The following is a 20,310-nucleotide window of genomic DNA, read 5'->3' as shown; positions in this document are numbered from 1 at the left end:
TAGCGGTGATATATGTGTCGCAACTTGCTATACTTTTTTACATATTTCTGACAACGAAATATGTAGGTATATCACGTCACTTTTCACCTATGAGTCTTTTTTGACTTATTAACATAGGGTACTTCCATTTAATGATATGGCTAACATCAAAAGTCATCATGACTTTGTCTTTGTTACTGTATAGGAAATACAAGAGTAAGCGTACGGAAACGATGGCTGAAGATTAATTCAGCAGAATCAAAAAGGGAGGCTTGACCTCCCTTTACTTTTTCCGGCGCACGCTTTTTCCCCGCCATCAAAACGCGATGGCTTAATGGAAGTCACGAGATTTACTTTTTAGCTCAGCAAGGTTGTGTGTGCAATCGATGAGCTTTCCTGCAATTACATGCGTCACTTCTCCTTCTCTTTCTAAAATCCCTTTGACCATCAAGACTTTCGAAGTGAGATAAGCTTGCTTTTGAGCACGCGCGGTTGCTCGCCAGACCACCACATTAATGTTGCCCGTATCATCTTCTAAAGTGAAAAAGGTCACACCTGCTGCCGTGCCTGGAGATTGTCTACCTGTCACAACACCGACGACCGTCACTAAAGACTTGTGCTCCTTTTCTACCAACTGCTTCATCCGAGTAAAGCGTGGTAACTTGCCTGCTTTTTCCAGCAGAGTAATCGGGTGTCGGCTCAGTGATAATCCGGTGCTGGCGTAATCTTCAATCAAATTCTCGTATTCAGAAGGTTGAGCTTGGTAATTCGCCATTGGTTCTTCTATGTGATTAAACAAAGGCAAATCTGACAACGAATCCATTGCGGCCCAACGCGCGTTATAGCGATTGCCAGAAAGGATCTGAAACGCATCGGCAGAAGCGAGTAATTCAATGTCGCGGCGGTTTCTTAAGATCTGTTTCACCTCTTGGATAGCACGATAGCCAGTGCTTGGTCGGCGCTCAACCAGTCGAGAAGCGCTTTCTTGATTAAAGCCCTTTACTAAACGAAAGCCCAGTTGCACACCAAGACGGCCATTAGGACGCTGAACCAAATGGTGTTGATACGAAGAGTGATTGATGCAAACAGGCAGCACTTCGACACCATGTCGGCGCGCATCTTGAATCAATTGCGAAGGGCTATAAAAACCCATCGGTTGACTATTGAGTAGGGCAGTATAGAACTCAGCAGGATAGTAAAACTTTAACCATGCAGAGCAGTAAGCCAGCACTGCAAAAGAGGCGGAGTGACTTTCTGGGAAGCCATACTCACCAAAGCCGCAGATTTGATCGAAGATGCGTTCCGCAAACTCCAAGTCATAGCCACGTTCACGCATCCCGTCGATTAACTTCGGTTTGAACTTGGCAAGATCGCCGTTCTTCTTCCATGCTGCCATCGCACGGCGTAACTGATCGGCTTCTCCACCACTAAACCCCGCAGCAACCATCGCGAGTTTGATCACTTGTTCTTGGAAAATTGGTACGCCCATGGTTCGCTCTAGTACGCTTTTCACTTCTTCTGATGGATAGCTGATCGGCTCTTCACCATTTCGTCGCTTTAGAAAAGGATGGACCATATCACCTTGGATTGGCCCTGGACGAACAATAGCTATCTGTACGACTAAGTCGTAGTAACGTGCAGGCTTTAAGCGTGGCAGCATGCTCATTTGTGCGCGAGACTCAATTTGAAACACGCCAACGGTGTCGGCTTTTTGGATCATGCGGTATACGTGTGGATCATCTTGCAGGCGCGTGATCTCGGCAATTGACAGTGATCGCTGGTGGTGTTTCTCGACCAATTGAAAGCATTTACGGATCGCGTTTAACATGCCCAGTGCCAGCACATCGACTTTCAATAGCTTTAAGCTTTCTAAATCATCTTTATCCCATTGAATAATCGTACGGTCTTCCATTGAGGCATTTTCGACAGGCACCAGTTCATACAAAGGGCCTGATGAAATCACAAAGCCGCCCACGTGCTGAGATAAATGGCGCGGAAAGCCGATGATCTCGTTCACCAACTGGATAAATTGCTGGCCCTTTAACGACTCTGGTTGTAACCCCAATTCGATGATTTGCGCTTGCCAACCTTGGGTGCGATCACGTCGATTGACGTTTTTGATGAAGAAGTCTAGCTGAGTTTCTTCAATCCCCAACGCTTTGCCCACTTCACGTACGGCACTTTTAAAGCGATAGCTGATCACGGTGGCTGCCAAAGCGGCACGCTCGCGGCCATACTTTTTGTAGATATATTGAATCACTTCTTCACGACGCTCGTGTTCAAAGTCGACGTCAATGTCTGGCGGCTCTTCTCGCTCTCGGCTAATAAAGCGTTCGAACAGAACCGAGATTTGTCTAGGATCGACGGCGGTGATTTCTAAGCAGTAACACACCACCGAGTTTGCCGCAGAGCCTCGCCCTTGATAGAGAATGCCTTGCTGTTTAGCAAACATCACGATGTCGTGGATGGTGAGAAAGTAATAGTGATATTCCAGCTCTTCAATGAGCGCTAACTCATTCTCGATGGTTTGATGAATATCTGCGGGTATGCCCTCAGGAAAGCGCAACTTTTTACCACGCTCGACCAACATACGCAGATAAGAAGTAGGGGTGTAACCATCTGGAATCAGTTCTGTTGGGTATTCGTATTTCAAATCTGAGAGTTTGAATTCGCACAAGTCCGCAATATGGGTGCTTTCTTCTAGCCATTCAGATTTGTAAATTCGAGACAGTTTATTCAGTGGGCGCAATGCTCGCTCAGCATTGGATAAACGACCAAAGCCGAGCTTATCAACGCTGCAACCGTGCTTTACTGCTGTTAGGACATGTTGCAAAGGTAAGCGCTCAACGGCATGCATTAAGACGCCGCCACAGGCGGTAATTGGCAATTGGAACTCGTTTGCCAGTAACTCACAGTGCGTGGTGTAGGCATCGTCGTCGCCACCTAAATGACGCTGAATCGCGACCCATAAACGATGAGCGTGATGCTGCTGGAGCCAGCGTCCCCAATAATGGTCGCTCTCTTGATGAGTTGGGAGCCACAGTACGAAACAATGGCGAACCGACATCAAATCCCACTCAGACAATTGATAACTGCCTTTCTCGCTGCGGCGTCTCGCATTGGTGATGATCCGGCACAGCTCAGCATAAGCTTTACGGCAAGGGCAAAGCAGCACCACTTGGCATTCATCATTGAGCCAAAACATACTGCCGACGATTTGTTTGATGTCGAGTTTATGCTGCTCGATGGTGGCATGGGCTTTCACTACGCCCGCAACTGAGCACTCATCGGTGATCGCAATGGCTTGATAGCGATAAAATGCCGCCTGCAGCACCAGTTCTTCTGCATGAGAAGCGCCAGTGAGAAAGGAGAAGTTGGACTGACAAAACAGTTCTGCGTAACTCATAACGACCTAACAAAAATAACTGTCGGTTTAACAAAAATAGCCATGAAGAAACCAATGCTTGTGCTGATCGCGAAACACCCACAACCAGCGACCTTGTTTGGTGTGTGCAATGTAGTAATCACGCATTATCTCATCGCCATCCCACCATCCAGAGACAATCCGCTCTGGCCCATGAACTAGAGAGACTTGCTCTTGTAGCAAGATAGGTTCGGGTAATTGCATCGCGGGTCGCAGAAGAGCAGGGATGGTGTTAATCGGGACATCCGGCTCATCGGCTGGGCGATATTGGTTGGCTTTCTCTGGCCTTGGGTCGCAGGCAATGTTGGGTTTGAGCACCGCGCTTTTGCCCAATTTAGCTTGCAGTAAAGAGAGCAGTTCTAACGCGTTCATTTGTCCTTTTTGCCCGGCAAAGAAGTCGCGTGCAGAGCTTAAAGGTTCACCTTGGCGTTCTACTTGTAACGTCAGACCAATAACAGGACCGTTTAACGTGACAGATTCCAAACTCAAACTCGCCAATTGTTGCCAGCGTTGGCACAAGTAATCGCCTTGTGCAGATGTGAGCTGAAGGTGCTGTGTTTGTTTGTCTCGCTGGTGGAGGGTTAAACACAGCTCAAACGCGACTTTATCGCGTAGCTTGAGAAAGGTTTCGAGCTGACGAAGTAATTTAGCCAGTGGTTTCTCCACCCATTGAACGTTTTCAATCTCAAACAACAGTTCTAAATAGACTTGGAAGGATTCGGTTGGATGATAAAAGTCGACAGGATGCTTAAACTGCCCAGTCAGTCGACCAACGTAGTTCACCAAATCAATGTCGAATCGGCGTGCGATATCTTGCAATGGCAACTCAAGCAAGCCTTGCAAAGTGGTGACACCGACACGTTGTAGCTTCTCTACGGTAGCGCTTGATAAATCCGTCAGTGTTAGCGGCAGTGGCGATAAGGCTTGTTGTATGGCAGATTTGTCTTCGCTGATGAAGTTCGTCCCTGCTAGTGCCATCAATTTGGCAGAAAAAGGCGAAAAGCCACACCCGAATTGAAAACTCAGTTTCAGCTCTGATAAATGAGCACTGACTTTAGTCCAATAGTTTTGTAGCCCTTCATATAGATTAAGCATCGGGGTTGCGCGTAGCAGAATACCTTGGTTTGGCATCAATACGACATCAGAAGTAATCAGATAAAGCCATTGAGCAATTTCTTGTAACTTGCTCAATTCGGTTTGCGGATGATAAGGATGCACTTGTAAATCTCGGCACAAAGAAGCCGCGCTACCCAAGCCCATATTTGGCTTAATGCCTTGTTGCTCGGCAATCTCATTGTATTGAATGATCCGACAACGTTGGCTTTCTACAATTACCACGGGTTGCTCTTGGTTATCACCAAAGAGGGCATCTAACTGTAGGCGAGGGAAGTGCAAGTAAATCCACAAAACCATATCATTAACCCTGGCTCGCCAATGGGAAATTGACCACAGTCGATGGAATGTGAGTTGTGCTTGGCATTACCAGTTGCGGGTAGTGGTGCTGGAAGCTGATATCGACACTACCTTTACTCCAGCCGCCTTTTCGTTTGAGAACTTCCACGCTGACGCCTTGTTCATGACCTTGCAGTTTTAAACTCAGTGACACAGGTAAAGACAAACGGTTGGTCATGTTAGGCTTGAGCATAAACAAAGGGCAAGAGCCTTGTTCACTCGCCACTTGTAGACGTTTTACTTGATGGATCTCTAGTTCATCCTGCCATAACAAAACGTTGGTGCACACGCCGCTCTTGAGGCATTGCTCGGCTGCCCATAACGCATCGCGTTGATGTTCAGGCGTGATTACCCATACTTGGTTGATGTCCAATCCAATACTGTGGAGGAACAATGAATTCATTAACGCAGGTGGCTGAATAAAGGCCGTCACTCCTCTCGAAAGAGACGCTTCTAAATAAGGCGCAAGCAAACGTAGTTCGCCAATACTGCCAACGGATTCCATTTCCACCACGCCGTGAGGAGGAAAGCCGCCGCCAAGCAGTGCGTCGAGTTCAGGAAAACCAGAGCTATGGAGGAACTGATGGTCGTCCGCTTTGGTTAAATTTGCTTGCCAAACAAGGTGTTGGCTTTTTAAGTGTTGGATAATGTCTTGCATAAATAAAATACCTGTATATATGTACAGTATATTTCTGTGATGGAAAGTCGCAAGATTTTTATAGGCAGAAATACGAAAAAAGGCAGCGTTTGCTGCCTTTTCAATCGATTATGTGAGGTAACCTGAGTTGATTACTTACGCTTTGGCTGCGCGTCGATACACTGACCATTTACATCAGTCACTGTTGGGTCCATCAAGTGCAAGTAAAGCGGCATGATGTCCAGTGCTGTTTTTAGTGTGTTCGCATCTTCACCTGGGTAGGCTTTTTCACGCATGCGAGTACGAGTTGCTCCCGGGTTAATTGCGTTAACACGCATTGGTGTGTCACTTAGCTCATCTGCCAATACCTGCATCATACCTTCTACGGCAAACTTAGAAATGGCGTATGGGCCCCAGAAAGCACGACCAGAATGACCAACTGTCGAAGAGGTAAAGACAATACGACCCGCATCTGATTTACGCATGATAGGTAGCAGAGCTTGAGTCATCAGCACTTCGGCTTTCACGTTGATTTGCATGATGTCGTCGAAGTCTTCTTCGTTGATTTGCTCAAACGGACATAGCGTGCTGAGAACGCCAGCGTTGTGCAATAGGCCATCCAAGCGACCAAATTGACCTTCGATGGTTTCTGCCATATCGATGTAGTGCTGCTTTGTTGCACCTTTCAGGTCAAGTGGGATGATCGCTGGCTGAGGGTAGCCCGCAGATTCGATTTCATCGTAAATGGATTCAAGGTTCTGAACGTTTCGACCAAGTAGAATCACAGTCGCACCGTGCTGAGCGTAAGAAAGTGCGGCTTGGCGACCGATGCCATTACCTGCACCAGTGACAAGAATGACTTTACCTTTTAGGGCATCTGCTGAAACGGAGTAGTTCACGGTAGTAAATCCTTATTATTGTATCTAGTTCCGACGTACAGGCTTCATGTTCGTTTGTGTAGAAATGCGCCTGTTTCTCAATGGAAAATCTTGGTAATCGTGACAAGTTGGTTACAATACACCAATTCATGTGTTATACCAATTCCAGAACGGTTGTCCGGTATGTTATTTGAACACTATCAATCAGAACAAAAGGTTACTGATTTTCTCGCCTTCTCTCTGATTTTTCTACGTAACATATTGATGGCCATTACTGGTATGAGATAGAGGAACTCTCATTGGAATTTTTATTAGATTACGGTCTGTTTTTAGCCAAGATTGTCACCGTTGTAGCGGCAGTCGTTGTGCTGCTGATTATTGCAAAATCAGCGGGTGGTAAGTCGGGTGCGGCAAAAGGTGAATTAGAAGTCACTAACCTTTCTGAGCGCCATAAAGACGCGGTAGAGCAGCTAGAACACCACTTACACGATGACGCTTTCATCAAAGCGCGTGATAAAGCGGTTAAGAAAGAAGAAAAAGAAAAGAACAAATCTCGCGAGAAGGAAATCAAACAAGCGAGCAAAGAAGGCTCTCTTGATGGCAAACGTGAACCACACCTGTTCGTTCTGGACTTTAACGGCAGTATCGATGCTAAAGAAGTAGCATCACTACGTGAAGAGGTGACAGCAGTATTAGCCGTTGCTCGCGAAGGTGATGAAGTTCTGCTTCGCCTAGAGTCTGGTGGTGGCATGGTTCATGGCTATGGCTTGGCATCTTCTCAACTTGACCGAATCAAAGCTGCGGGTTTGCCTCTGACGATTTCTGTCGACAAAGTTGCTGCAAGTGGCGGTTATATGATGGCGTGTGTGGCAGACAAGATTGTCTCAGCGCCGTTTGCGATTGTGGGTTCTATCGGCGTTATCGCACAGATCCCTAACTTCAACAAACTGTTGAAAAAGCATGATATCGAATACGAGCAGCTAACGGCAGGTGAGTACAAACGCACACTGACCATGTTTGGTGAGAACACCGACAAAGCGCGTGATAAATTCAAGCAAGAGCTTGAAGAAACGCACGTACTGTTCAAAGACTTCATCCGTGAGCGTCGCCCAGAGCTAGAGCTTGAAAAAGTAGCAACCGGTGAGCACTGGTTTGGCACGCAAGCAAAAGAGCTAGGACTGGTAGATGAAATCAGCACTTCTGACGATCTTGTTGTCGCGGCATGCAAAGAGAAAACCGTACTAGCAGTACATTATGTGCAGAAGAAAAAACTGGCAGACAAGCTTGCTGGTGTGGCAGGTAAAGTGGCAGATAGCGTAGTACTTAAACTTGCAGAACGTGGTCAAAAGCCAATTGTTTAATCGATAAGATACGATTCAAACTTAAAGCGGCGAGGGTGGAAACTCTCGCCGTTTTTATTGGAACTTTCCTCAATAGTGTGAATCCAACTGCGCATTGGGTGTAATGCTTTACACGACATTTTTCCTCGCTCCAGAGGACGATTACCCGTATAATACGCGCCTCGAAAACCGAGCAAATTGCTGAAAAAGAAATTATAGGTGGAGAAGAACATGTCCTCTCAAACTCCGGTTGTTACCGTAGATGGACCTAGTGGTGCAGGTAAAGGCACTTTATGTATGTTGCTAGCGAAGAAGTTGGGCTTCCACCTTCTGGATTCTGGCGCAATTTATCGTGTACTTGCACTTGCAGCGATTCACCACGGTGTAGACACAGAGTCAGAAGACGCGCTTGTCCCACTTGCTACTCACCTAGACGTTCAGTTTATTGCTGAAGGTGACCTAGTAAAAGTGATTCTAGAAGGCGAAGATGTTTCTGGTGAACTTCGTAAAGAAGAAACCGGTATGGCTGCGTCTAAAGTGGCAGCACTGCCACGCGTTCGTGAAGCATTATTGCGTCGTCAGCGTGCATTTGAGACCGCTCCGGGTCTGGTTGCTGATGGTCGTGACATGGGTACGGTTGTATTCACAGGTGCACAAGCGAAAATTTTCCTTGATGCGAGCGCAGAAGAGCGTGCAAATCGACGCCTTAAACAGTTGCAAGATAAAGGGTTAGATGTTAGATTTGCTGACCTTTTGAGCGAGATCCAAGAGCGTGACGATCGCGATCGTAACCGCCCAGTGGCGCCACTACGCCCTGCAGAGGATGCGCTTGTGCTAGATTCTACGTCGATGACTATCGACGAAGTGGTAGAAAAGGCACTACAATATATCGAATCGAAGCTAGCTGAGTAATTACGCTCGGCTAGGCTAAGAGCGTTGGTCGCAAGGATGATGACTGGCGAATTTAATAACCCCATGCGGTAGGATACCCGTGGACGTTTAATTTATTGAAGATTAAATAAATGACTGAATCTTTTGCTCAACTCTTTGAAGAGTTTCTAAACGAAACAGAATTCCAACAAGGCAGCATCGTTAAAGGTACTGTAGTAGCTATCGAGAACGGTTTCGTTCTTGTTGACGCTGGTCTTAAGTCTGAATCTGCTATCCCTGCTGAACAGTTCAAGAACGCTGCTGGCGAACTTGAAGTTGAAGTTGGCGCTGAAGTAGACGTAGCTCTAGACGCTGTTGAAGATGGTTTCGGTGAAACTCAACTTTCTCGTGAGAAAGCTAAGCGTCACGAAGCTTGGATCGTTCTTGAGAAAGCTTACGAAGAAGCTGAAACTGTTGTTGGTATCATCAACGGTAAAGTTAAAGGCGGTTTCACTGTTGAACTAAACGGTATCCGTGCTTTCCTTCCTGGCTCTCTAGTAGACGTACGTCCAATCCGCGACACTGCTCACCTAGAAAACAAAGAGCTAGAGTTCAAAGTTATCAAACTTGACCAAAAACGTAACAACGTAGTTGTTTCACGTCGTGCAGTTATCGAATCTGAGAACAGCGTTGAGCGTGACGAGCTTCTAGAAACTCTACAAGAAGGTTCTGAAGTTAAAGGTATCGTTAAGAACCTTACTGACTACGGTGCGTTCGTTGACCTAGGTGGCGTTGACGGTCTTCTACATATCACAGATATGGCTTGGAAGCGCGTTAAGCACCCATCTGAAATCGTTAACGTTGGTGACGAGATCCAAGTTAAAGTTCTTAAGTTCGACCGTGAGCGTACTCGCGTATCACTAGGTCTTAAGCAACTAGGCGAAGATCCATGGGTAGCAATCGCTAAGCGTTACCCAGAAGGTCACAAACTAACTGGTCGCGTAACTAACCTAACTGACTACGGCTGCTTCGTTGAAATCGAAGAAGGCGTTGAAGGTCTAGTACACGTTTCAGAAATGGATTGGACTAACAAGAACATCCACCCATCTAAAGTTGTTAATGTTGGCGACGAAGTTGAGGTTATGGTTCTTGAGATCGACGAAGAACGTCGTCGTATCTCTCTAGGTCTGAAACAGTGTAAAGCTAACCCATGGCAGTCATTCGCTGAAGCACAAGCTAAAGGCGACAAAGTTACTGGTAAGATCAAGTCTATCACTGACTTCGGTATCTTCATCGGTCTAGAAGGCGGCATCGACGGTCTAGTTCACCTATCTGACATTTCTTGGAATGTTGCTGGCGAAGAAGCTGTACGTGAGTACAAGAAAGGCGACGAGATCTCTGCAGTTGTTCTAGCAGTAGACGCTGAGCGTGAGCGCATCTCTCTAGGCGTTAAGCAAATGGAAAACGACCCATTCAATGCTTACGTTGCTGATAACAAGAAAGGTGTTCTAGTTAACGCTACTGTAACTGCTGTTGACGCTAAAGGCGCTACAGTTGAAATCGCAGAAGGCGTTGAAGGCTACATCCGTGCTTCTGAAGTATCTCGCGATCGCGTAGAAGATGCTTCTCTAATCCTAAGCGCTGGTGATGTTGTTGAAGCGAAGTTCACAGGTGTTGACCGTAAGAACCGCGTAATCAACCTATCTATCAAAGCTAAAGATGAAGCTGATGAGCAAGAAGCAATGGCATCTATCAACAAGCAAGACGAAGCTGCTTTTGGTAATGCAATGGCTGACGCTTTCAAAGCTGCTAAAGGCGAATAATTTACTCGCTTAAGCTAAAAAGGAGCCGCAAGGCTCCTTTTTTATGCTTGCTACTTTGTGAGTAGTAATACTAATGTTGATAAACTATGCTAAAAAAAGACATTTTTTGATTGCGCATTTTGTGTAAAATTTGTCTAGAATTGATAGCAAGTGTTTGTTGGAATTAGTATTACTTACTATAATGAGTGATAAAGATACTCAAAGAGGGCAACTATGACTAAGTCTGAACTGATTGAAAGACTCTGCGCTGAGCAAACACATTTATCAGCGAAAGAGGTAGAAGATGCTGTAAAAGATATTTTGGAGCACATGGCCTCTACATTAGAGAGCGGTGACCGTATTGAGATCCGTGGCTTCGGTAGTTTTTCTCTTCATTACCGCGAACCTCGTGTAGGTCGCAACCCTAAAACGGGTGATAAGGTGGAGCTGGAAGGTAAATACGTTCCTCACTTCAAACCTGGTAAAGAGCTTCGTGAACGCGTGAATCTCGGTAGCTAAGGCTCTCTTATTAGTTTGAAAAAGCGGCATACTCTCGTGTATGCCGCTTTTTTATAACTAGATTATTGGTAATATACATGGTCTGAAGAAACATTTTACTGCATAATCTTACCTACTTACTCCTCGAAGGGTGATGTAACATGAAAATTATAAAAATCATTGCTGTTTTAGCTCTCTTTTTAATTGCACTGGCTTTAGGTTCTCAAAACCAAGAGATCGTGACTTTCAATTACCTTCTAGCGAAAGGTGAATTCCACCTATCAACGCTACTGGGTGTGGTCTTTGTCGTTGGCTTTGGTCTGGCATGGGTTATCTTTGCTAGCATCCAATTCAAGACTCAGCTTCAAGTTCGCCGTCTGAAAAAGAAACTTAAAAAGTATGAGCCCGCTGAAGCAGAGAAACCTGCAAAACCAGCAGTAGAAAAACAGGCATAAGGATAAGGCTTAACTTTAATGCTTGAACTACTCTTCTTGTTATTGCCGATAGCCGCCGCCTATGGCTGGTACATGGGCCATCGCAGCGCTCAGCAAGACAAGCAGAAGCAATCTCATCAAATATCCCGTCAGTATGTGACGGGTCTTAACCTGCTCCTATCTGATCAGTCAGATAAGGCGGTTGACCACTTTATTGAATTGCTCCAAGTCGATAACGAAACGATAGATACACACCTAGCGTTGGGTAATCTTTTCCGTTCTCGTGGCGAAGTCGACCGCGCAATTCGCATTCACCAAAATCTCATTTCTCGTTCTGGCCTGACTCTGGACCAGAAAAACCTTGCTCTTCAGCAACTGGCTAAAGACTACATGGCGTCTGGTTTTTTAGACCGCGCAGAGAAAATCTTTGAGCAGCTAGTTGAGGAGCCAGACCATCGTGAAAGCGCGCTTCAACAACTGGTTACTATCTATCAACAGACGCGTGAGTGGGAAAAAGCCATTCATTACGCCAACCAGTTGGCGAAGATGGGCAAGAAGCGTACTCGTATTCGTGCCAACATCGCACACTTCTGGTGTGAACTAGCGATGCTTGACCAAGCAGATGGCAACACCAGCAAAGCAATTCAACACTTCAAGAAAGCACTGTCAGAAGACCCGAAATGTGTGCGTGCAAGCATTGCGCTGGGCCGTGTTTATTTGGAGTCAGAAGATTACAAGCACACCATTAAATACCTCACGGGTGTACTTGAACAAGATAAAGACTTTATCAGTGATGTACTGCCGACCATTGCCGAATGTTATCACCACCTTGGTCAAGAAGATGAGCTGGTAGAGTTCTTGCGTGCGTGTATCGATAAGAAAGCCGGTGTATCGTCTGAGCTGATGCTAGCACAGCTTGTCGCGCATCATGAGAGCGTTGGTGCAGCGCAAGAGCTGCTGACCAAGCAACTATTGAAAAACCCAACCATGAAGGGCTTCTACCGCCTGATCGACTACCATATCGCGGAAGCAGAAGATGGTCGTGCAAAAGACAGCCTTTCTACACTACAAGCGATGGTTGGGGAGCAATTAAAAGTTAAACCGCACTACCGATGCAGGAAATGTGGTTTCTCCACTCATTCCCTTTACTGGCATTGTCCATCATGTAAAGGATGGGGGACGATCAAGCCAATCCGAGGATTGGACGGTGAATAATTTTTAATGCAGCTGGCAGAGTTTCTGTCCGCTGCATTTTTTTAACCTTTTTAATAAGAACCAAAAACTAGTTAGGAGATGAAATGATCGACCAAAAAGTTATTGTCGCACTGGATTATGATAACCAAGCGGATGCACTTGCATTTGTAGATAGAATTGATCCTGCGTCATGTCGCCTAAAAGTAGGCAAAGAAATGTTTACGCTATTTGGTCCTGATTTCGTACGTGAGCTTCATAAACGTGGTTTCTCTGTATTCCTAGACCTGAAGTTTCACGATATCCCGAATACGTGTTCAAAAGCAGTTCGCGCTGCGGCTGAGCTAGGTGTATGGATGGTGAACGTTCACGCGAGTGGTGGTGAACGTATGATGACGGCATCTCGTGAGATTCTTGAACCTTACGGTAAAGACCGTCCACTGCTGATCGGCGTGACTGTGCTTACAAGCATGGAGCAAAGTGATTTGGCAGGTATTGGCTTGGACGTTGCGCCTCAAGAGCAAGTGATTCGTCTAGCTACGCTGACAAAGAATTCAGGTCTTGATGGCGTAGTCTGTTCTGCTCAAGAGTCATCACTTCTGAAGAATGAACTTGGCAAAGAGTTTAAGCTAGTAACTCCTGGTATTCGCCCTGCGGGTTCAGAGCAAGGCGATCAACGCCGCATCATGACACCAGTCGATGCAATCCAAGCGGGATCAGACTATCTGGTTATTGGCCGTCCTATTACTCAGGCGGCGGATCCTGCATCGGTTCTTAAGTCAATCAACGATAGCTTAGCAAACATGTAATGTTGCTTTGAATTGAGCGCAAAGGTGAAGTGGGAACGCTTCACCTTTTTTTGTTTTTGCAGCACGTAAAAATCTCTTGGAGTGTTGTTATTCATATCGTGCCAGATGAACGCTGTGGCTGATGGTACTGCTAGGATCACATTTTGCTAACATAAATGGCTGTGATACTCGGAAAGTGCAACCATGTGTTATGGGTAGCTTGCGTTACAAATGTGTAACGAATAGTATGGGGTTGATGCATTCACTGCGTTGTAAGGTCAGGATGACCTAGTGAAACTCTCTGATATGAATACGGAAGTGGATAGGACTTCACTTTGTATTTGCTCTCATTATTTCCTTTACCGCGCCTTGCGCGTGGTCACTTCGAGATTCACTGCCGTCACTCTTCCTGCCGTATTGCGCAAACACAACAAGGAAGAAAACAATGATAAAGACCCTGCCATTTTCGGCACTGGCAATGTTGGTTGCGAGCAGTTTTCAACTAAATGCTGCTGAACTACCTGCAGATATCGAATGGACTTCGAATAATAACGAACCGCTATTTGCTTCAGAAGAAGCAGTACGAGGTGGTACTTACCGCACCTTTATCCGCAGTTTCCCACAGACACTTCGTAGTGTAGGCCCAGATGCGAACTCTGGCCTTCGTCAGTACTTAATGGATGGTACGCCGAAACTGGCGCAGCGCCACCCTGACACAGGTAAATGGATTCCACAGCTTGCCAAAGCATGGGCATTTGGCGATGACAACAAAACGGTTTACTTTCAATTAGATGAAACGGCGAAATGGTCAGATGGTGAGAAGATCACCGCAGATGATTACGTGTTTATGATGAAGTACTACACGTCGGAAGACATCATCGATCCGTGGTACAACGACTTCTTTAAAACGAGCATTGTAAGTGTTGAGAAAATCGATGATTACACCATCAAAGTCAACCTAGCTGTCGCGCAAAGTGAAGATTCGTTAATGGTGTTAATCAACATGCCAAGTAACGGTTTCCAGCCTCGTCCTGAGCACTTCTTTAAGAAAGAAAAAGACGAAAATAATGATGGTATGCCAGATAACTTTGTTCGCAAGTTTAACTTCAAATCTGAGCCTACAGCAGCACCTTACTACATCGATAAAGTGAAGAAAGGTAAGAGCGTGACATTCAAACACGTTGGCGAAGATTGGTGGGGCTACAACAACCGTTATTACAAAAATCGTTACAACGTAGACAAAGTGCGCATCACAGTTATCCGTGATGAAGATATCGCAATGAAGCACTTTGAAAAGGGTAACTTAGATTACTTTGAAATGGTGTTACCAAACTTCTGGCACGATAAAACAGACAGTGAAGTGTACAAGAAAGGCTATGTACAAAAGTACTGGGGCTTTAACCAGTCGCCTCAAGGTGCGGGTGGTCTTTGGATGAACACGGCTATGCCAATGCTGGATAACCTAGAAGTACGTAAAGGTGTCATGGCTGCAACCGACTATGACGGCATGATCGAAAACATCATGCGTGGTGACTATTCTCGTAAGCCACATGGTCTTGGTTTTGGCCATGGTGATTACGACGATCCAAACAACACACCGCCAAAATTTGATCCAGCAGAAGCGGTCAAACATTTCGAGAAAGCGGGCTTCGACAAAGTTGGCTCTGATGGTATCCGTGTGAACGATAAAGGTGAGCGTCTAAGCTTTGCCATCACTTACGGTTACAACTCACATACGCCGCGTATCGCGTACCTGAAAGAGCAAGCTAAGCTAGCAGGCTTAGAGTTTACTCTGAACTTGGTTGATGGTTCTTCTGCGTTCAAATACATTCTTGAGAAGAAACACCAGTTAGCGTTTTTGAACATGGGTTCTGGTGAGATCCCTGCGTACTGGGAGTACTTCCACTCAGACAACGCTAACAAACCACAAACGAATGCGCACACAAATTACAGCAGCCCAGAGCTAGACAAGTTGATCGAAGCGTATGACAACGAGTTTGAGCAGCAAAAACGTTACGACTTGTCTCGTCAGATTCAAAAATACATCGGTGATGCGAACGTGATCGTTCCTGGTTACATGGTGCCTTACACCCGTGATGCTCACTGGCGTTGGGTTAAGATCCCGAAAAACGGTATGACAAAGAATACTGAGTGGATTCTGCACCCAATGGACATTGCGAACTTCTGGATTGATAAATCTGTGAAGAAAGAGACCGAGAAAGCAATGAAGGCGGGCAAATCGTTCCCTGAAGTGACGGTTATCGACGACCGTTACAAGTTGTCATCGAACTAGTTGCTAAATAGCAAACAACAAAAAGCCCCGAAACTTGATTGAGTCGGGGCTTTTTTCATTTTCAAAATACTAGCTGACTAGGTAAGAGGCTTCCAATAGGTAAGTCTTTACGTCACCAAGTGAAGCAAATGCTGCATCGATGGTCTTAAAACGTTCATCGATAGAGCTACTCGAAACGATCTGGCTAAATGTATTCAGAGAGAAAGCCTCGTTTGCTTTAAAAAACTGGTGTACATTTTCCAGTTGAACTTTATGGATATGCTCGACCTTGCTTAAAGCAGCGGTAAGATCTGAAATGTTAATCGACATTGCTAATTTAACGCCTTTCTCTTGGCCTATAGGCCATAGGATTGGAATTTCTAATTTTCGCTAAGGGTATCTTAAGCGGTGTGTCTCAAATATGATTGAGATCAGGTCGAGTGCATTTATTGAGCATTGGGTTTGAAAGGTCATCGCGCTATTTTTCGCAATGACCATGAGATTGACGGCATAGTTCTTCCAACCATCTGAGGTGATACTTCCTTAACCGCCTTGGCGCAAAGTACTTCGTTAACCACGTGATTCCACCGCGCTGGGTGCTCTCTGTAATAATACAACAACCGTGCTTCGTCGGTTCTAGCACCCAAGCATGGTAAATATCGATACTTCCTTTTTTCCCCTTCCATGCTAAGCGTTGGTTCTGTAAATACTCTACGACGGTGCACTTCACTTCAAATCCAGAGGCCTTCCAACGAAACATAGTGTTTTTACATAAGGTGTTGTCGCCATTAAGGATTTGAACCATGGTTTTTGCATGTCGCCATGCCGGCCATTCTGGCGCTCGTACTAAATGTTGCCAAACGACTTCAGGAGGCTCTGGGATTTCAATTTGGCTACGAACATGAATCTGGGCATGTTTGGGGTGGTAATAATCTGGCCAGATAACTTCCGATTTATTCATCTCGGTGGTTCCTAATAGCTCTTGTTCTTATTAGCTTAGGAGAGTGTGGCGTAAAGTGCAGAAACGCTTCGCCCACTCAGAGAACTGAATGGGCGAGGAGGGGGGATTATAGTTGGGCTGCGATTTGGTCTGTTAGGTTGTTCAAACCCACTGACAGCGCATCAACAAGTGCGTCATAGCCATCATCTTGCAAAGGCATGTTGATTTTGACTGGTGCGCTATTTTTCACTTTGCCATTTTCATCAACAATCAACCATTCACCTTCAATTTCAGCGTTGCCTTGATAGCTACCATTAAACTTGCTCAGTGAAAGTAAAAGTTTGCTCTCACCACTTTGGTCAAGCAGGTTATTTACTTCAACCGGCCAGTATTGGCTTTGCTTGCTGCGCAGCTCGTCAATAATGCGTTGTGTGATTTGCTCAGAGATATTGTGCGCCCACTGATTGTGTTTCGCTTGAACGATTTTTGTTTCAGAGGTTCGATATACGATACCGCTGTCAGCAAGGTAGCTAGCAAGTTCTACAGGGCGAACCACCAGCTGTGGACGCTGAGCAATCGCGGTGTCACTTAGCTTAGCAGAACTTGCTTCCGGTAAGACATACAAAGCACCAGAGTCTTCAGGTGCACTGCTACAGCCTGCCAAAAGGGCAGAGATCAATAAAAGTCCGCGTTTCATTATTTTTGCCCTCTAACTGGGGTTGGATCGTTGACGTCATCTTCACCGAATACCAACGAGTTTGGTTTTTCATTCAACTGCTTCAGAACCGGTTTAAACTCAGTCATCACTTGCTCTAGTTCTTTCAACGTTGACTCCATTTCACTGTACATAGTGGAGTTCGGGCCATAGCCATCCAACGTTTTTTGTAACTGCTCCAAGCTCTTACGAATATCCGCTGGAATTGCTTTAGTGTCTTCTTGGTTAAGGAGACGATCCACGCTATTCGCTACGCGTTCTGCCGAAGCCAGTGTTTTTTCTGAGTTCTTCAGTGTCTTATTCAGTGAGTTCAACGTGTCTTCCATCGGCAAACTGTTCAGCTTAGTGAGGAAGTCATTGACTTGGCGTTGAACTTGGGCGAAACCACCTTGCTTCGTTGGGAATACATCATAGTCTTCAAACTTGCTTGGCACATATGGCTCTTCATCTGGGTAGAAGTCAGTGTCGATGTACAGCGCACCGGTCAACAAGTTACCAGTTTTCAGTGTGCCACGAAGCCCCTTAGCAAACTCTTCTTTAAGCTTCTCTTTGAACCTTGGTAGTTGGCTAGACGGTAGGTTTTCATAAACGCGACCGAGCTCAATACGCACAAGTACTGGGATTTTCTTCGCTGAGAAATCTTCTTCAGGTGTTGGCATACGCATCGGCACTTTCATTACCGTACCGATACGAAGACCGCGGTATTCAACCGGTGCTTTCGCTTTTAGGCCTCGGACTGATTCTTCAAACATCATCACAAATTGGATGTATTCGTCGTACATGCCTTCGCGTACTTGCTTCACATCATCGAAAAGACGGAAGTGCAACATGTCCTCAGTGACTTCATCTCCAGCATCTAAACCAGGTACAGTATCAAAAGTAACTCCGCCTGTGATTAGGCTTTCTAACGAACCAAATTTCACCTCAAAGCCTCCCGCATTCAACTGCAAGTCAACGCCAGATGTTAGCCAAAAGTGGGTTTTGGTGCGCACTAAGCTATCGTATGGTTTGAAAATAAACAGTTGGTATAGCGCACGACGAGTTTCGACATCAAAGCTGGTTGTTTCCACTCGGCCTACGGTAAAGCCTTTGTAGATAACGGGATCGCCAACACCAAGTTTTCCCGCTTCACGGTGAGTTAAAACGATACGCAGGCCTTCTGCATCGGGAGAGGCAACGGGTGGAACGTCAAGCACATCAAAGTGCTCTTTTTCTACCTTGGAGTTCCCCGGTTGCAATTGAACATAAGCGCCTGATAGTAGTGTTTCTAAGCCAGATACACCTTCGCGACCAATACGTGGTTTCACCACCCAGAACATAGAGTCCTCACGCAGCATGCGATCGGCGTCTTTGTTCATTTGTGCGGTAGCAATGATATGGTCATAGTCTTCGCTAAGTTTGACGTCAGTGATAACGCCCACCTTTACGTTCAGAGCTTTGATTTCGGTTTTGCCGACTTCAATGCCTTCCGCTGTAGGAAGTTTTAACGTGATCTCTGGTCCTGTGCTGTTGATGTATTGGAACAGCATCCACGCTCCCATCGCTAGCGCAAGGATCGGGATGATCCAAATCGCAGAGACCTGCTTTTGAGGTTTTATTTGAGCGGTTGCGTTGTTCTCATCACTCATATTTGGCTTTCTCAGTTAAGTTATTGTTCATTGGCTCCTGCGCTTCGTTTTGTGGTAATTGCCACAACAAACGCGAGTCAAAAATCATTGCAGAGAGCATGGTTAGTATGACCACTGCAGCAAATGAGAGTGCAGCTGGACCAGGGTAAATCGCCATTAGGTTTTGCAACTGTACGAGCGCAACCAAAATCGCGACAACAAAAATATCAATCATTGACCAACGACCGATAAATTCTGTAATTCGATAGACCTTTAAACGTGAAATGCTTTCTTCCGGTGGTAAGTACTGTGCTTTTTGAGCGTTGTAGTAAAGCCACGCCAATGCCAGCATTTTGGCCATAGGGATAAACACACTAGCGAAGAAGATAACCGCTGCAATAGGGTAAGAACCCAGCTGCCACAGGAGAACCACACCCTCCATGATGGTGGAACCTTCGGAATGACCAAGGCTAACGGTATACATCATTGGATATAAATTGGCAGGAATGTAGAAAATGACCGCTGCAAACAGTAAAGCCCAAGCTTTCTGCATGTTATCTTTTGGGTTGTATCTGTGCACAGGGCTATCGCAACGAAGACACTTTTGGTGCTTTTTATCTTCAATTGGATTGAGTTGATGACACGTATGGCAACCGATGTGGTTTTCGTTATGGTGTGTGTCACCTTCTTTCACGTTTGGTAATTCAATCGCAGGAATAAAGTGTCCCCATAGCCAACTCTTGTCGACCATCGAAATGCACTTCACCACCAGCACGGTGTACACACAGAATGCCCAGAATGAGCTACCCATGCTGATTTCTGCTAGCGAGGCAATCTTAATCAAGCTCACCAAAACGCCAATCAAAAATACATCAACCATCAGCCAAGGCTCGACTCGAAATAAGAGTCGACACAGCGTTTTCGCCATGCGGATTTGTTTTTTCCCTAATGGGTGCTTGAGTGATTTTAGGGCTTCAAGGTGAAGAAAGAGGATCAAACCAACATAGATAGCGGGCAACACGACCACAGTCGCGAGCAGCAATGCACCGAGTAGCGCGTTATGAAATTCCGCCAACATCTTCGCCGCGTGCATTAAGGTGATCTCTTGGGATAAACCTTGAACGCTAAACGACATAAACGGGAAAGAGATGCTCAAAACCAACATGATCAGACACGCAACCGACACAGCGATAACGCTTTGATACGGCTTGGCATTGACTTTGGTTAGCGAATGCTCACAGCGAGGACATTGGGCTTTTTGACCTTGTTCAATATCAGGGATACGAACGACCAAGCCGCACTCCTCACAGGAGATCAGTTGACGTGAATTAGGTTGAGTGCTCATTCAGTTATTATTTCGTACTTTTAATAACTAAGAATAACTCTTTTTCTTCTTAGACGCTTGTTTTTGCGGGGATGTTTTACAAGCTTCTAACCTGTTGAAATGAAAAAACCAGCCTCGGAGACTGGTTAAGGTGTTGTT

At 45.7% G+C, this 20,310-nt stretch carries 17 protein-coding genes; 8 read left to right on the top strand and 9 right to left on the bottom strand.

All coding sequences use genetic code 11. From position 1 onward, the window contains the following. Positions 1-310: 310 nt before the first annotated feature. The 4 genes from KIO97_RS02835 to KIO97_RS02820 all read right to left on the bottom strand — a co-directional run bounded on the left by KIO97_RS02835 (position 311) and on the right by KIO97_RS02820 (position 6,391). Positions 311-3,385, bottom strand: coding sequence for an error-prone DNA polymerase (locus tag KIO97_RS02835; RefSeq protein ID WP_285380908.1), 3,075 nt, complete (start codon positions 3,383-3,385; stop codon positions 311-313). Positions 3,386-3,412: 27 nt separating this feature from the next. Next, the gene (locus tag KIO97_RS02830) at positions 3,413-4,816 is read right to left on the bottom strand and encodes a DNA polymerase Y family protein (RefSeq protein WP_285380906.1); all 1,404 of its coding nucleotides are present in this window, start codon (positions 4,814-4,816) and stop codon (positions 3,413-3,415) included. Positions 4,817-4,820: 4 nt separating this feature from the next. After that, a complete protein-coding gene (gene imuA / locus KIO97_RS02825; protein WP_038889891.1) occupies positions 4,821-5,513 on the bottom strand; it encodes a translesion DNA synthesis-associated protein ImuA in 693 nt (230 codons plus the stop codon). 131 nt (positions 5,514-5,644) lie between these two features. Next, positions 5,645-6,391 carry a YciK family oxidoreductase gene (locus KIO97_RS02820; protein WP_045372751.1) on the bottom strand — a complete coding sequence of 249 codons (747 nt, stop codon included), beginning with the start codon at positions 6,389-6,391 and terminating at the stop codon, positions 5,645-5,647. Positions 6,392-6,669: 278 nt separating this feature from the next. Between KIO97_RS02820 and sohB the strand changes: the two genes are divergently transcribed. The 8 genes from sohB (at position 6,670) to KIO97_RS02780 (ending at position 15,586) form a co-directional block, all read left to right on the top strand. Next, positions 6,670-7,731, top strand: coding sequence for a protease SohB (gene sohB, locus KIO97_RS02815; RefSeq protein WP_285380904.1), 1,062 nt, complete (start codon positions 6,670-6,672; stop codon positions 7,729-7,731). Positions 7,732-7,941: 210 nt separating this feature from the next. Further along, entirely contained in the window at positions 7,942-8,622 is a 681-nt protein-coding gene (gene cmk, locus KIO97_RS02810; protein WP_005533590.1) for a (d)CMP kinase, read from the top strand. Between the two features lie 110 nt (positions 8,623-8,732). Further along, on the top strand, positions 8,733-10,403 hold the full coding sequence (gene rpsA, locus KIO97_RS02805; RefSeq protein WP_005533588.1) for a 30S ribosomal protein S1: 1,671 nt from the start codon (positions 8,733-8,735) through the stop codon (positions 10,401-10,403). 213 nt (positions 10,404-10,616) lie between these two features. After that, entirely contained in the window at positions 10,617-10,901 is a 285-nt protein-coding gene (gene ihfB / locus KIO97_RS02800; protein ID WP_005431133.1) for an integration host factor subunit beta, read from the top strand. A 140-nt stretch (positions 10,902-11,041) separates the two neighbouring features. Continuing rightward, complete coding sequence (locus KIO97_RS02795; protein ID WP_005431104.1) at positions 11,042-11,335, top strand: lipopolysaccharide assembly protein LapA domain-containing protein; 294 nt, start codon at positions 11,042-11,044, stop codon at positions 11,333-11,335. Between the two features lie 18 nt (positions 11,336-11,353). Further along, positions 11,354-12,529, top strand: coding sequence for a lipopolysaccharide assembly protein LapB (gene lapB / locus KIO97_RS02790; RefSeq protein ID WP_005431114.1), 1,176 nt, complete (start codon positions 11,354-11,356; stop codon positions 12,527-12,529). Positions 12,530-12,612: 83 nt separating this feature from the next. Next, positions 12,613-13,314, top strand: a complete 702-nt coding sequence (pyrF, locus tag KIO97_RS02785) for an orotidine-5'-phosphate decarboxylase (protein ID WP_005431048.1) — start codon at positions 12,613-12,615, stop codon at positions 13,312-13,314. 424 nt (positions 13,315-13,738) lie between these two features. Then, complete coding sequence (locus KIO97_RS02780) at positions 13,739-15,586, top strand: extracellular solute-binding protein (protein ID WP_045372743.1); 1,848 nt, start codon at positions 13,739-13,741, stop codon at positions 15,584-15,586. 69 nt (positions 15,587-15,655) lie between these two features. Here the strand turns inward: KIO97_RS02780 and KIO97_RS02775 are convergent, their stop codons facing one another. From KIO97_RS02775 to KIO97_RS02755, 5 genes are all read right to left on the bottom strand, one after another. After that, on the bottom strand, positions 15,656-15,895 hold the full coding sequence (locus KIO97_RS02775; RefSeq protein ID WP_005431118.1) for a hypothetical protein: 240 nt from the start codon (positions 15,893-15,895) through the stop codon (positions 15,656-15,658). A gap of 148 nt (positions 15,896-16,043) precedes the next feature. Further along, positions 16,044-16,526, bottom strand: coding sequence for an SRPBCC domain-containing protein (locus KIO97_RS02770; RefSeq protein ID WP_285380903.1), 483 nt, complete (start codon positions 16,524-16,526; stop codon positions 16,044-16,046). A 106-nt stretch (positions 16,527-16,632) separates the two neighbouring features. After that, entirely contained in the window at positions 16,633-17,202 is a 570-nt protein-coding gene (locus KIO97_RS02765; RefSeq protein WP_050905594.1) for a membrane integrity-associated transporter subunit PqiC, read from the bottom strand. Beyond that, positions 17,202-18,848 carry an intermembrane transport protein PqiB gene (gene pqiB, locus KIO97_RS02760; protein WP_285380902.1) on the bottom strand — a complete coding sequence of 549 codons (1,647 nt, stop codon included), beginning with the start codon at positions 18,846-18,848 and terminating at the stop codon, positions 17,202-17,204. The genes KIO97_RS02765 and pqiB overlap by 1 nt, the downstream gene beginning before the upstream one ends. Beyond that, a complete protein-coding gene (locus KIO97_RS02755; protein ID WP_285380900.1) occupies positions 18,841-20,172 on the bottom strand; it encodes a paraquat-inducible protein A in 1,332 nt (443 codons plus the stop codon). Before KIO97_RS02755 ends, pqiB begins: the two co-directional genes overlap by 8 nt. Positions 20,173-20,310: the final 138 nt, after the last annotated feature.

It is taken from the genome of Vibrio sp. B181a (assembly GCF_030248375.1).
Lineage (GTDB): Bacteria > Pseudomonadota > Gammaproteobacteria > Enterobacterales > Vibrionaceae > Vibrio > Vibrio campbellii.
Note: the sequence above shows the minus strand (reverse complement) of the source record. Positions and strands in the feature narration are given on the sequence as shown.